Source organism: Clostridium sp. LBM24168, from assembly GCF_052953915.1.
In genome coordinates this window covers 2,835,804-2,849,189 of record NZ_CP196861.1, presented here as the reverse complement: position 1 = coordinate 2,849,189, position 13,386 = coordinate 2,835,804, and the positions used below count along the sequence as shown (strand labels likewise).

13 protein-coding genes are annotated in these 13,386 nt (G+C 31.1%); 7 read left to right on the top strand and 6 right to left on the bottom strand.

The features are described 5' to 3' along the window. Nucleotides 1-12: 12 nt before the first annotated feature. From ACSVC9_RS14160 to ACSVC9_RS14150, 3 genes are all read right to left on the bottom strand, one after another. Nucleotides 13-798, bottom strand: a complete 786-nt coding sequence (locus tag ACSVC9_RS14160; RefSeq protein WP_446898083.1) for an MBL fold metallo-hydrolase — start codon at nucleotides 796-798, stop codon at nucleotides 13-15. A 31-nt stretch (nucleotides 799-829) separates the two neighbouring features. Beyond that, nucleotides 830-2,086, bottom strand: coding sequence for a UDP-N-acetylglucosamine 1-carboxyvinyltransferase (locus tag ACSVC9_RS14155; RefSeq protein WP_446898082.1), 1,257 nt, complete (start codon nucleotides 2,084-2,086; stop codon nucleotides 830-832). Nucleotides 2,087-2,272: 186 nt separating this feature from the next. Continuing rightward, nucleotides 2,273-2,437, bottom strand: a complete 165-nt coding sequence (locus tag ACSVC9_RS14150) for a DUF1540 domain-containing protein (RefSeq protein WP_446898081.1) — start codon at nucleotides 2,435-2,437, stop codon at nucleotides 2,273-2,275. 216 nt (nucleotides 2,438-2,653) lie between these two features. On the opposite strand from ACSVC9_RS14150, the gene ACSVC9_RS14145 reads away from it, so the two are divergent. Continuing rightward, nucleotides 2,654-3,202: a 2'-5' RNA ligase family protein gene (locus ACSVC9_RS14145; protein WP_446898080.1), complete on the top strand. Its 549-nt coding sequence runs from the start codon at nucleotides 2,654-2,656 to the stop codon at nucleotides 3,200-3,202. Nucleotides 3,203-3,259: 57 nt separating this feature from the next. Here the strand turns inward: ACSVC9_RS14145 and ACSVC9_RS14140 are convergent, their stop codons facing one another. Next, nucleotides 3,260-5,152, bottom strand: coding sequence for a glutamine synthetase (locus tag ACSVC9_RS14140; RefSeq protein WP_446898079.1), 1,893 nt, complete (start codon nucleotides 5,150-5,152; stop codon nucleotides 3,260-3,262). Nucleotides 5,153-5,328: 176 nt separating this feature from the next. Between ACSVC9_RS14140 and murI the strand changes: the two genes are divergently transcribed. From murI to ACSVC9_RS14120, 4 genes are read left to right on the top strand one after another with little or no spacing between them, the layout of a single operon-like run. After that, a complete protein-coding gene (gene murI / locus ACSVC9_RS14135; protein ID WP_446898078.1) occupies nucleotides 5,329-6,153 on the top strand; it encodes a glutamate racemase in 825 nt (274 codons plus the stop codon). Continuing rightward, on the top strand, nucleotides 6,125-6,523 hold the full coding sequence (locus ACSVC9_RS14130; protein WP_446899868.1) for a DUF3783 domain-containing protein: 399 nt from the start codon (nucleotides 6,125-6,127) through the stop codon (nucleotides 6,521-6,523). Before murI ends, ACSVC9_RS14130 begins: the two co-directional genes overlap by 29 nt. 25 nt (nucleotides 6,524-6,548) lie before the next feature. Next, nucleotides 6,549-7,220 (top strand): helix-turn-helix domain-containing protein, encoded by a 672-nt coding sequence (locus tag ACSVC9_RS14125; protein ID WP_446898077.1) that lies wholly within the window; start codon nucleotides 6,549-6,551, stop codon nucleotides 7,218-7,220. A 37-nt stretch (nucleotides 7,221-7,257) separates the two neighbouring features. Continuing rightward, a complete protein-coding gene (locus ACSVC9_RS14120; RefSeq protein WP_446898076.1) occupies nucleotides 7,258-9,057 on the top strand; it encodes a heme NO-binding domain-containing protein in 1,800 nt (599 codons plus the stop codon). A 48-nt stretch (nucleotides 9,058-9,105) separates the two neighbouring features. Here the strand turns inward: ACSVC9_RS14120 and ACSVC9_RS14115 are convergent, their stop codons facing one another. Next, nucleotides 9,106-10,005: a radical SAM protein gene (locus ACSVC9_RS14115; protein WP_446898075.1), complete on the bottom strand. Its 900-nt coding sequence runs from the start codon at nucleotides 10,003-10,005 to the stop codon at nucleotides 9,106-9,108. Nucleotides 10,006-10,065: 60 nt separating this feature from the next. After that, nucleotides 10,066-11,112: a YkvI family membrane protein gene (locus ACSVC9_RS14110; protein WP_446898074.1), complete on the bottom strand. Its 1,047-nt coding sequence runs from the start codon at nucleotides 11,110-11,112 to the stop codon at nucleotides 10,066-10,068. Nucleotides 11,113-11,280: 168 nt separating this feature from the next. Between ACSVC9_RS14110 and ACSVC9_RS14105 the strand changes: the two genes are divergently transcribed. Continuing rightward, on the top strand, nucleotides 11,281-12,387 hold the full coding sequence (locus ACSVC9_RS14105; protein ID WP_446898073.1) for a hypothetical protein: 1,107 nt from the start codon (nucleotides 11,281-11,283) through the stop codon (nucleotides 12,385-12,387). A 59-nt stretch (nucleotides 12,388-12,446) separates the two neighbouring features. Beyond that, nucleotides 12,447-13,385 (top strand): TIGR01212 family radical SAM protein, encoded by a 939-nt coding sequence (locus ACSVC9_RS14100; protein WP_446899867.1) that lies wholly within the window; start codon nucleotides 12,447-12,449, stop codon nucleotides 13,383-13,385. Nucleotide 13,386: the final 1 nt, after the last annotated feature.

The window sequence follows — 13,386 nt, the reverse complement described above, 5'->3', positions numbered from 1 at the left end:
TCACCTTTTCTATTAAAATTGTGTATAGTTACTTGGCATATTACGATCTGCCATTGATACACTTAGGTCGTTATCTAACTTTATCCCATTTTCGTTTAAAACATTTAGTACAGTTTTATAAGCTAATTTGGGGTAGTTGTTTATTTTACTTAAATGACCTAAAATTATTTTTTTGAATTTGTTAGTTGAAATATCCAATATAGCTTTTCCACAATCTTCATTTGACAGATGACCAGTTTTACCAAGTATCCGTTTTTTTAAAACATAGGGGTAAGGTCCGAATTTTAGCATTTCAACGTCATGATTGCTTTCAAGTAATATTATATCTGCTTGATTTAAATTCTCTTTTATTTCTTTCGAGAAAAATCCTAGATCTGTTGCTATACAGGCACATTTGTTTTTACTGAAAATTTTATATCCCCTAGGATCTGCTGCATCATGAGATATTTTATAACTAATTATATCCATATCTTTGATTCCTATATAATCATTAGAAATTATTTTTATATTATGTTCTTTAATTTTGCCTATAGACCTAGACATAGCATTCCATGTAGATTCATTGGTATATATAGGTATGTCATATCTTCTTGATAATATGCCAACACCTTTAATGTGATCATTATGCTCATGGGTAACTAGAATAGCATCTATGTCCACTGGATTTTGACCAATACTCAGTAAGGCTTTTTCTATACTTTTTCCAGTAAGTCCTGCATCTATTAAAATTTTTGTATTATCAGAAGCTATAAATGTACTATTTCCACTGCTTCCACTAAATAAAGGACAAAAAATCATAATAAATCTCCTTTGGGTTAAAATCAAAGAGTCAATCAGATACTTTAATTATATCGGCTCCCAGATTTTTAAATTTATCTTCTATATTTGGATAACCTCTGTATATGTGCTCAATGCTTAAAACTTCTGTAGTACCTTCGGCTATGAGGCCGGCTATAACTATTGCTGCACCTGCTCTTAAATCTGTAGCTTTTACTATTGCTCCTGTCAATTTATTTACTCCATCAATTATAGCAGTTCTGCCTTCTACTTTTATATTTGCACCCATCTTTTTTAATTCATCTACATGCTTAAATCTGCTTTCCCATATACTTTCATTTATTATGCTTCTTCCTTCTGCTACACTCAAAAGAGCACTCATGGGTTGCTGAACATCTGTAGGAAAACCAGGATAAGGCTGAGTTTTTATGTTAACTCCCTTTAAACGGCCACTAGATATTACTGTAACGCAGTCACCATCTTCTTTTATCTGTGTACCCATCTCTATCAATTTTGCGGATATGGATTCAAGATGTTTTGGTATGATATTTTTAATAGTAACTTCTCCACCGCAGGCAGCCGATGCAATCATGTATGTACCTGCTTCTATTTGATCCGGTATTACGCTGTAAGAACAGCCGTTTAAACTTTCTACACCGGCAATTCTTATGACATCTGTACCTGCACCTTTTATATTTGCACCCATGCTGTTAAGAAAATTTGCTACATCTACCACATGTGGTTCTTTTGCTACATTTTCAAGAGTAGTTATACCTTTAGCTAATGTTGCAGCTAACATTACGTTTATAGTTGCTCCTACACTTACTACGTCAAAAAATATATTTGTACCTATTAATTCCTTTGCTTCAACTGTAACACATCCATGAACAATTTTTACTTCTGCACCTAAAGCTTCAAAGCCTTTTATATGCTGATCTATAGGTCTGACACCTATAGGGCAGCCCCCTGGTAATTCAACTGTTGCTTTTTTGAATCTCCCAAGAAGTGCACCTATTAAATAATAAGATGCCCTCATTTTTCTAACATCATCTGTATTAGCATTTAGGTTAACTATATTGGTACTGTCAATTATTGCAGAATTTTTATTAGTTTTAATATCACAACCAAGGCTTTTAAGTATTCTTTCAATACAATGAACATCTTCTATATCAGGTATATTGTCTATTATACATTTATTTTTGCTAGCCATTATTGCTGCAGGTAAAATTGCGACAGCAGCATTTTTTGCACCATTTATTTCTATAGAACCAAACAGAGGTTTGCCTCCGTTAATTACTAATTTATTCATTTATGTACCATCCTTATCAATTTATATTTATATAAAGTTTAGAAAATATCAAATTAATTCATATTACACAAAATTTATTATATCATAAATCAATAAGTTTTTAACATAAAAATTTGTTAAAAATAAACTGTAAATGCCTAGTTCGATTAACTGATCTAGACTTTTACAGTTTATAAAATGCTATAATTATTGTTTTATAAAACTTCCACAGTCAGTACATTGTATATCTTTAGCTACAGCTTCATGTTTAGTCACTTGTATTTTATCCAGTGTACAATAATTTTCCTGATTTGAATGAAATTTACATTCATTTACTGCACATCCTATGCTTTGATTTTTTTTGTTGTTCATGTTTATATCTGCTGTTTATGCAATTATAGAAATTTATATAATTGTATCTCAGCAGAATTCACCCCTTTCATATTTGTTTATCATGAATATTATATGTAGTAAAGAAGGTAGTATACTGGAAAATTTTATAATAAGATTAAAATACTATGCATGGAAGTTATATGCTATAATTAATAATAAATGATATAGATGTAAGCTGAATTGGAGGATTAAGAAATGAAGTATTATTTAGTAGCATTATTCAATAGGAATTCCTATTCTTATATTGAACGTATTCAAAGAAATATGTGTAGAAAATATAAACTATACAGGCATATGCCTGTTTTACATATAACTCTTTCTGTGATAGAGAATCCAGATATAGATAAATTAGAAAAAATAGTTTTAAAATTACTAAATCCTTATAAAAATTTTAAAGTAGAAATTAATGGTGCTATATGTTTTGAACCACCATATAAATCTGTTAATTTAAAAATAGAAAAAAAAGGTTATATAATGAGGCTTGCTAGGCAGTTAAATGATCTTTTGATAATGCATAAATTTAATGTTTTGGAAAATATAGAAAATTGGGATCTTCATGTCTCACTTGCAAATACTAACTATGCAATACGGGAATGGAGCAATGCAGAATATACTGCAGCTTGTGAAACAGCTAAAAAGGAGAGCATATATAAAATGGCTACTGTTGATAGGATAGCTCTTTGGAAACCAATAAACAATAAAAGGGAAATGGTTGTAAAAAATTTTCAACTTAGAGATTATTAGTTAGAAAAGCTCCTGTAGAGATAAATCAATCTTCAGGAGCTTAAAAGTTTCTAATATTTATATGTCAAGTAGATTTTTTTTGTACTCTGAATAAAGTACTCTAAGTTCGGATATCTTTTCTTCTATTTCAATCTGAAGTTTTGATACTTCGGCATAATCCTCGCTGTCGGCAGCTTCCTTTATATGTGTAAACAGGCTCTTCTGTGAATATGAATCCTTCAAGAGGAGGTACCTCAAATCATTTATTCTCATCCATGTTGCCACGTCTATGTCAAGTGCCTTTCCTGCGCAGTGAAGCATCTTGAAGTTTCTTATTTCCTCGGTATACTGGTTTATTATCCTGTGGTTCAGTTCAATTATCCATTTCTCTAGGAATGCTTCTTTGAAACTTTCTATATATTTGTCCTTGAATACCCCGCTGTTTATAAGCACAGACTTTTTCTCAGGATATTTGTCAAATGCGGACAGATTGTCATATACTGTAGCAGGTGCTTTACCATAAAGCTTTTCCCTTTCTTCGTCTGTATAGGACTCAAATACGTCAATTTCACTTCTATAAGCTCTGTCCTTTTCAAGGTAGTCTGTTTCCTCACCCTGTTTCTTTGACAGTTCTGCAAGGAGGTCGTCTTCTGTTTTTCCGTTCTTTACTGCATATTTTATACCGTCAACTATTGCAGCATAGATTGCTCCTACTGCAAGATAAGTATTTGTGCCCGGATTTGGTGCCCTAAGCTCGAATCTTGTTGCAAGAGGAGTCGTAAGCTCCCTTACTACACCGATAAGTACGGATCTGTTCCTTGAAGGTATTTCTACGGAACGTCCTATTGAAGTTACTATGCACACCGGAGCCTCAAAACCTGGTTTTAGTCTTCTAAGTGCATCTGTTGTAGATGAAACAAATGGGTTTATAACCTCATAGTTTTTAAGTATTCCCATTATGGAAGCATATCCGAATATGCTTAGGAAACTGTTCTTTGAAGAGAATAGATTTACTCTCTTGCCGCTTTTGAGTTTCAATGCAATTCCGATGTGGGTATGTTCTCCGTTCCCTGCTATACCTTCTACAGGCTTAGCCTTGAATGTTACATTGAGCCCGTTTTCCTTGAAAGTCTCTTCTATTATGTTCTTTATAAATGCTTCATTATCGATTGCCTGTACGGCAGTTGAATACTTCCAGTCAACTTCGAGCTGCTCCATTATCTGATAATTTCCATTTTCATCTACCTTTGCCTGTATGCCTCCGACTTCCTTGTGACCCATCTCCGGCTCAAGTCCATACAGGTCCATTGTAACCAGGGACTGTTCAAGTGCTGTTTTTACGGAACCCTTTGTCCTAGCCCAGTACTGCTCCTTGAGTACCTGGGAAGTTGAAAGAGCTTCAACCTCGGTTTTGTTGTTCGGTGTGTTTACCCAGAACTCAAGCTCTGTTGCACAGGTTCCGATTATGTCCTCTATGTCATCATATTTTATTCCATAGGAAGATAAGGATTCAGGATATTCTTTGAACAGCTCTAAAAGACTTGATTTGAGGTATTCTATGGAATGCTTTAATACATATCTGGAATCCACTGCTGTATTGCTGTGATATAGGAAACAAGGTATTCTAAGTGTACCGACAGGCTTTCCGGTTTCACAGTCTGTATTGTCTTTGTTGTAATCAACATACCAGCTGACGTCAGTATCAGGGAACATGTCTACCTTAGCATCGTCCAGGGTGGCTATTCCTGGAAGAACTATGGATGAACCGTCTGTCTGTACTGATCCCTTGAGGAAACCATCTATATCATCCAGAAATATTTTGATAGGAATCTTTTCATCGGTATTGTTGCCGGACAGATCGACACCTACAGCCGAAACAAATTTTATTTCAGGATGGGAAGTTAAAATTTCCTTCAGGTCTTTTTCAGAATGTTTATTATTTGGTATTGTGTAAATTAAATTTTTTGACATATTGTTACCTCCTAGTAATATATAATAAAAAAATAGTAATTACTCAATATTTATAATTTTGATTTTATAATTTCTATTTGTATATGTCAATAAAAATAAATTTAAGTTTGTATAGTCTATTTACATATTATATAATAGGAATAAAGCGTTATGTTATAGTTTAACGAGGTGGTAGAATGGGCTTTGAGGACAGACCTATTGGATTTTTTGATTCTGGAGTTGGGGGCATAAGTGTTCTAAAACAGGCAATAAAGGTACTTCCAAAAGAAAACTTTGTATATTTTGGAGATTCTCTTAGAGCACCTTATGGAATAAGGCCTTCGGATGAAGTTGAAAGACTTACTTTTGATGCTGTAAAATTCTTACTTAAAAAGAACGTAAAAGCTTTAGTAATTGCGTGTAATACAGCTACTAGTGTATCTATAGAAGATCTAAGAAAAAAATATGCTGATTTTATGCCTGTGGTTGGCATAGAACCAGCTTTGAAGCCAGCAGTTCAATATGGGGAAAGTGGAAAAGTCATAATAATGGCAACTCCTGTAACACTTTCCGAGAACAAGTTCGGCAATTTAATGAAAAAATATGATTTTAATGACGATGTAGAACCTATGCCCTGTCCTGGATTGGTTGAACTTATAGAAAGTGGTGTTATAGGAGGAGAAAAGGTCGAAAGGTATTTAAAGGAAAAATTTTTACCTTTTAAGAATATCAAAATAGCAGCAGTAGTTTTAGGGTGTACTCATTATCCTTTTATAAAAGGTACACTGAATAAGGTACTATGTGAAATGAACGAAAATCCTGTAATAATAGATGGAAGCATTGGCACTGTAAATCAGCTTAAAAGGCAACTTTTAAAATATAATATGATATCAAATTCTACGGATAAAACAGGAAGGGTGGAAGTATTTAATTCTTTAAATACTAATAAAATAATTGATTTGAGCTATAGACTTTTGCATACAAATGAAGGAGATGTTAACTGTGTCTTTAAGAGCCAATAAGTGCATAATAACTTATGGATTGGATGATGAAGAAAATAAATTTATAGATTTTATTAAGGTTAATGATATTTCGTTTAGCCATATAGTGGTTCGGAAATCCATGGTTAATATGAAGATAAAAAGCATAATAAATAAAAATAATAGTAATTATAATTCAAATGATTCATCAGATGAAAAGGTAATTTTATTTAATGAAATAGCTGAAGTGGAATTGAGTGCTTTAATGAATCTTATAAAAGGCAAATTTGATGAGATTCCTATATTTGCTGTAGTTACAGAAACATCTTCAGAATGGACATTTGATTATTTGATTGATCATCTTATTCAAGAAAGAGAATGGTTTAAAAAGCAGCAGAAGAGTAAAAAATAATGTATTTAAGAAAAGGATGATTAAAATGAGCAGGGTAGGAGAAAAAATAAAGGCTGCACGACAGGGAAAGGGTATGAGTCAAAAGCAGCTTGCAAAAAAACTTGGAGTTTCAGAGAGCTTTATAAATGATGTTGAGATAGGTCGAAAGATAGCAAATCAAAGTATAATTGATAGATTATCTAAGGTTTTGGGTAAAGAAATGAACGATATAACTATGTCCTTTGAAGAAGAGATTTATAAAAAGGAAGATAATAAAATCAAATATTCTGTTCTAGCTGATAAGAAAAAGGTAAATGAGGTCTGGAGTGATGCGTTTTCTGATGTACTTAAAAATGTCCCTGTATATAATTATAGCTTAAATGGACCGATAGGTTTTAAAAAATTGCCTGTAATCGGCAATAAAATAGAAGGATATCCCAAAGATAAGGTGATATATATAAATATAGAGGAAGATGATATGATTGGATTTAGAATACAAAAAGGAGATATAGCCCTAGGTCATCTGACACAGCAAATTGACAATAATGGAATATTTCTTTTAGAATATAAAGATAAAAGAGCCATAAGACAAATTAAAAAATTGGATAATAGTAAGGTACTACTTGTAAGTAACAAAGGTAGTTTGAGAACCGAAACTGCTGAAATAAAAAATTTGAAGACTATTTTGAAGTTGGATAGACTTGAAATACGTTTATGATTTCAATTTTTAATATACCTCAAGGAGTGTGATGGTTATGAAAGGTACTGTTGTTTCTACATGGATGAAAACCTGCAGAAAGTTGTATGGGGATGAAACTGTAGATAAAGCTATGAATTCTATTGGATGGGATTCGTCAAAAATATTTTTACCGGGAGAGGATGTAGATGATCGGAAAGTTAAAGATGTGATTGAGTGTATATCCAATATAACTAAGGACCCGATAAATACATTATGGAGAAAAATAGGGCTCGATAATATAAATGCATTTCATAATGATTATCCGGCATTTTTTAAACACGATAATCTTTATTCATTTTTTAAATCAATGTTTGATGTACATGTAGTTATGACTAAAAAATTTCCTGGAGCTAAACCACCCATCGTAAGTATAGTGCCTATATCTAATAGAGAAGCTGTATTCGAGTATAGATCCAAGAGAGGTATGTTTGATTATCTTATGGGAATGATAGAGGGAAGTGCTAAATTTTTTAACGAAAAATTGGGCGTAGAACAGATTGAAAAAACTGATATGTCTTTAAAGTTAAAATTTATATTTGAAAAAGATATATATTATAAGAAGGTATATAAGTTTAATAAATTTCTCTCTTTTGGCTTCATAAAGAATATAGGAATAAAGCTTGGTATTTTTAACTTCGTTTGTTGTCTAATAATATCTATTTTACTGTTTGGAGTAGGAAATATAGTAAATAACATAATTATTTCGGTTGTGATTTTTATTGGTTCCTACATATCAGCATCTCTGCTTATGAGACCAAAATCAATTATAATAGATAGTATTTCAAAAATAAATAAAAATAGCTATTTGGAAGATGGTAATATTGAGACAAATGACTTTTTTGAAGATATATATAAATTGCTGGATTCACATAAGAAAATAGTAAGAGCTGATTTCGTAGGATTTAAAGGTATTACTGATGAAATGAGTACATTCGTAAAAAATATAAATAAAATAAGTACTTCTATGAGCAATACTTCAAATGACATATCGGGAGTTGTAGAACAGGTAGCAGATTGTGCTGTAAATCAGGCGGAAAATACAGAAAGTGTGGCATCAGTTTTAAATGAAAATATAAGTGATCTTAAAAATATAGTTGATAATGAAAATAATAATAAGGAAGAACTTGAAAAAGCAATAGATAAAATAAATAATAGTTATGAGAATGTAAATAGTACAAGCAAGAATATACTTGATACATTGCAAAAATTTCAAGAAGTTAAAGATAAGGGAGTCAATCTTCAGTCAAAGGCCAAGAATATTACAAGTATAGTTTCTATAGTGTCAGGTATTTCAGAACAAACAAATCTGTTAGCGCTAAATGCATCTATAGAAGCAGCACGTGCAGGAGAACATGGTAAAGGTTTTGCTGTAGTTGCGGAAGAAATAAGAAAATTGGCGGAGCAATCTCAGAGCTCAGTGGAAGAAATAAATTCTAACCTTGAAAAATTTGTTGAGGAAATAAAAGAACTTGTAGATAAAATAGAATCACAATTTAATGTACTTCAGGGTGAAACTAAAAATTTAGAGGGAGTTAGAAAGATAAGTTATGAAGCAACTACTTCAGTTGGAACTGTAGCATCGTCCATGATAGAAACAATAAATAAACTTAATAGTGAGGCAGAGTCAATTTCTGGCATTTATAATAATGTAGAATCTCTGGCAGCTATTGCAGAAGAAAATTCTGCTTCTTCTGAAGAAGTGAGTGCAAATGTAGCCAATTATACAAATCAGATTAAAAAGTTGGTAAAAGGGATAGGCGAATTTAAGGAAATAACGGAATTGTTTAAAAGTGATCTGGAGAAATACAAGATTTAATAATGAGTATGTGAGTAAGAGAAGGGCAGAAATATTTCTGCTTTTCTTTTATATACCATCCAGGTTAAAATCAGGTATAAAGTTTTTAGAAGAAGTACCTGAATCTTGTATAAATCCATTATTAAGGCCTATTGAAAGGCAATAATCTATCATGGAACTATAATGTTTTGGATCTAAAGCCCTGTTTAATTCAGGAAATTTACAAACTTTATACATTGGAGTATATTGATTCATAAGACTTATATAAACTGAATCTGAAAAATTACTGCTTATATAATCCATTATTTTTTTTGAATCGAATAGAAGCCCTGGAAGCATTAGATGACGTATTATAACACCTCGAATTATAATACCATTGTTATCTAAAGTTACTTTTCCTACCTGTTTTACCATTTCGGCTATATTTCTAGATGCATATTTGAAATAATTTGGTGCATTGGAGTATTTTATAGCATATTTGTTGTCGAAATACTTAAGGTCTGGAAGGTATACATCTATATATCCATCTAAAGATTTTATTGACTGTAAATTAGCATAACTATTTGTATTAAATAATATAGGCAGGTTTAATCCTTTGCACTTTGCAATATATAATGCACTTCTTATTTGTGGTATATAATGAATTGGGCTTACCAAATTTATATTATGAGCCCCTCTTTTTTGCTGTTCCAAAAATATGTCACTTAATCTTTCTATTGTAATTTCTTTTCCAAAGTTTTCTGAACTTATAATATGATTTTGACAAAATATACATTTTAAATTGCAGTTTGAGAAAAACACTGTACCGGAACCTTTAGTACCAGATATACAAGGTTCCTCCCATTTATGGAGAGATACTTTTGCTATTTTTATATTTTTATTCGCCATGCAAAATCCAAGTTCGTTATTCAACCTATTTATACCACAATTTTTTGGACATAGCTTGCAGCTCCTTAATTCCTCCAACATGTAAAAACACCCCGATTGATATTTGATAGTTATTAATTATATACTGTATGTTCTAAATTATCAATTATGATTTTTTATATAAAATATAAGACAGTTGAATATAAATATCAGGCTAATTATACCAAAAGCGGGATATAGAAAGGAAATTAATTTTGTAAATCCTATCTGTGATATTGGAATAGTTATAATTACTATTAAAATTACAGATTGCTTATAGGATAAGTGAAATACTTCTTCAAAATTTTTACCTATACTATATATGTTTGACACTTCAGTTGAAAACATTTCAAGCCATATAATGCCTAGAAGAAGTATTTGAATAAATTTACCGAATCTATTGGCTATATATAAAAGGGGTACTTCATATTCAAATATATAAGGTATATTTAAAATCAATAGAAAGTTTATGATTAATGCCAGTAGAGTTAATATACATGCTCCAAGTAATACTCCACCTAGAAGACACCTTTTTTCTTTTATTTCTTTACATAAAGGTACTAATACACCACTGCAGCAGAGTATATTGAAGCTACCATATATGAGAGAGGAAAAAAGCCAGTTGCTTTTGAGGGCTGAAATGTTTTTTATTTCCGATATATTGATTTCTCTATAGAAAAAAATATACAAAATGAATATTGTAAAAATAATTATTATAAGGCATGGAACTATAAAAGAGTTTATCTTTATAAGACCCTTAGTATCTTTAAACAGTATGAATAGGGATAAGCATATCATAGTGCTTATACCAACCCATTTAGATATATTGAAATACTGATGTATTAAAGCTCCACTTCCAGCTAATATTATTGAGGAACTGCCGATTAAAAAAAAGGTAGTTAAAGAATTTATCATGATTCCTAAAATCCCAGGGTTTACAAGAGAGATTAGGCCATCATATGAATTAAGTCTATATTTTAAGCTTATATTTATTATAAAAAATGATACTAATATGTATATAAGTAAACAAACCAATATACCAAAAAAACTCTTATAGCCATACGTAGTAAAGAAATAACTTATTTCCTGGCCCGATGCTAAACCTGCTCCTACTATCGTTCCTATAAATACTGCAGCTATTTGGAAAGATGTTAATAATTTTTTCTTCAAAAGATTTCCCCCTGTAAATTACTGTATTATTAAAAAATATTTCTTAATAATAAATATATAAATTTAATTTGAAATTAATGTATTATAAATTAAATTTTTATTTAGGGGAAAAATAAAATTAGTATCAACCTAGTTTTAATAATGTTATGTAAAAGAGGTGAAAGTTGAGTGAATAGAAGAAATGTATTCCTATATGTAATTATTATATTACTAATCTGTGGAACTTTAACAGGATGTAAATCTAGTGCCCAAAATAATTCTAATTTGGAAGAAACATTTGATATGAAGGCAGCCTCCAATGTAGTTGAAACCTACATGAATTATATGATAAAGGGACAGACAGAGAATGCTAAAAAGTTATATTCAAAAGATCTTTTTAAATCTCCGGCAAAAAAGGATGATAAGGATTTGAAAATTTTCGGGTATAATTTAGCTGATAGTAATCAAGTAGGTAGATCTGGAATATTTACACTTAATGTTTCAAGGACGCATACAAATAAGCCATTTGCAAGTCTGGATCAATATTCTATGAAAGTAACAAAAGAAGGACAGGAGTATAAAATATCAGAAATTAAAACTATAGTTCAAGAAGAGGTGTTTATATATAAAAATAAAATAAGGATGAAAAGTAAGGAGAAAGCCAATACAAATTTGGTAATTTCTTTTAAGTCATTTCCGGGTTATGTATTTTCAAAGGATGACAAGGCGAGCATAAATAAGCTCTCCGTTCCTAAAAGTAATGTAGATATAATGAATTTGTCCTATGAGGGAGATATGCTTGCAGTTACAACTTATAATGGAAATTGCTATATTGGAGTAATAAATATAGATCAATCTTTGGCAGTTCAAGCTGGTGAAAGTGGTCAAGATCAGGGACAAAATAGTACTGATAATGAAAATATGGAGGATAGCAATGAATCAAATGGCATTGTGGAAGTCCCTATTGGTCAGGAAATAATTACCTTGGATCTTTTGAAAGACTCTAAGGTAAACTTTGTAGAATTTTCAAAAGACGAAAAGTTCTTGGCAGTTCAATATTCAAGTGCTCAAGTAGGTAATTGTATTAGAATGTATAGAGTGGACGGAGGAGATATGATAGATTATAAATTTGAAGAAAAATTTCCACTAGATAAAGTAAATGTAGTATTTTCTTCTTTTGATGAAGATATAGTAAATTTTGATGTTGTTGCAAAAAAAAATCAAGACCCATCACTTTCAAATATTATAGGAAAATGGCAACTAGATCTAAAAAGTTTTGAAGCGGTAAGAATGTGATATAATATATAATTGTAATTAAAATGGATATTTTATTGAACTTGAAAGGACTGATATTATTGTTTTGGGGGGACAAAAGATATTACAGCCTAAACTACTATTTAAGGCATAAATTTGGATGTAAGGTATTCAAAATATCACTGGATGCTGGTTTTTCATGTCCGAATAGAGATGGTACTATAGGAAGAGGAGGATGTATATTTTGCAGCAAAAGAGGCTCAGGAGATTTTGCAGGTGATAGAAAATTTTCTATTCATAATCAGTTCCAACATATAAAACAGGTAATGAATAAAAAATGGAAAACAGGTAAATATATCGCTTATTTTCAGGCATATACAAATACGTATGCGCCTGTTTCAACATTAGATAGGAAATACAGTGAAGCAGTAAAAGAAGATGGTGTTGTAGGCTTGGCAATAGCTACAAGGCCAGATTGTCTGGGTGATGATGTACTTGATTTGATTTCAAAATTCAATGAAAAGTTATATACATGGGTAGAGCTCGGACTTCAGACTTCAAATGAGAATACTGCATTTAAAATAAATAGAGGATATAAATTGAAAACTTTTGAAAGTGCAGTAAAGAATTTAAAGGATAGAAACATTGATGTAGTTGTTCATATAATATTTGGGCTTCCTGGAGAAAAATATGAAGACATGATAAATACGGTAAAGTATATATCGAATATTAAAGTCCAAGGTGTAAAGTTTCATCTGCTTCATCTTATAGAAAATACCCCAATGGTAGAATTTTATGAATCAGGGAAGCTAAAATTTATGACGGAAAAAGAGTATATAAATATAATATGCAGGGCGATTTCATATACTGATCCAAACATTGTTATACACAGGCTTACAGGAGATCCTCCTAGGGACAGTCTAATTGGACCCAAATGGAGTTTAAGAAAATGGGAAATATTAAATGAAATAGATAGATCTCTTTCAGATAGTAATATTTATCAGGGAGTTAATTGTGGCACCAATAAATTTAAAAATTAGG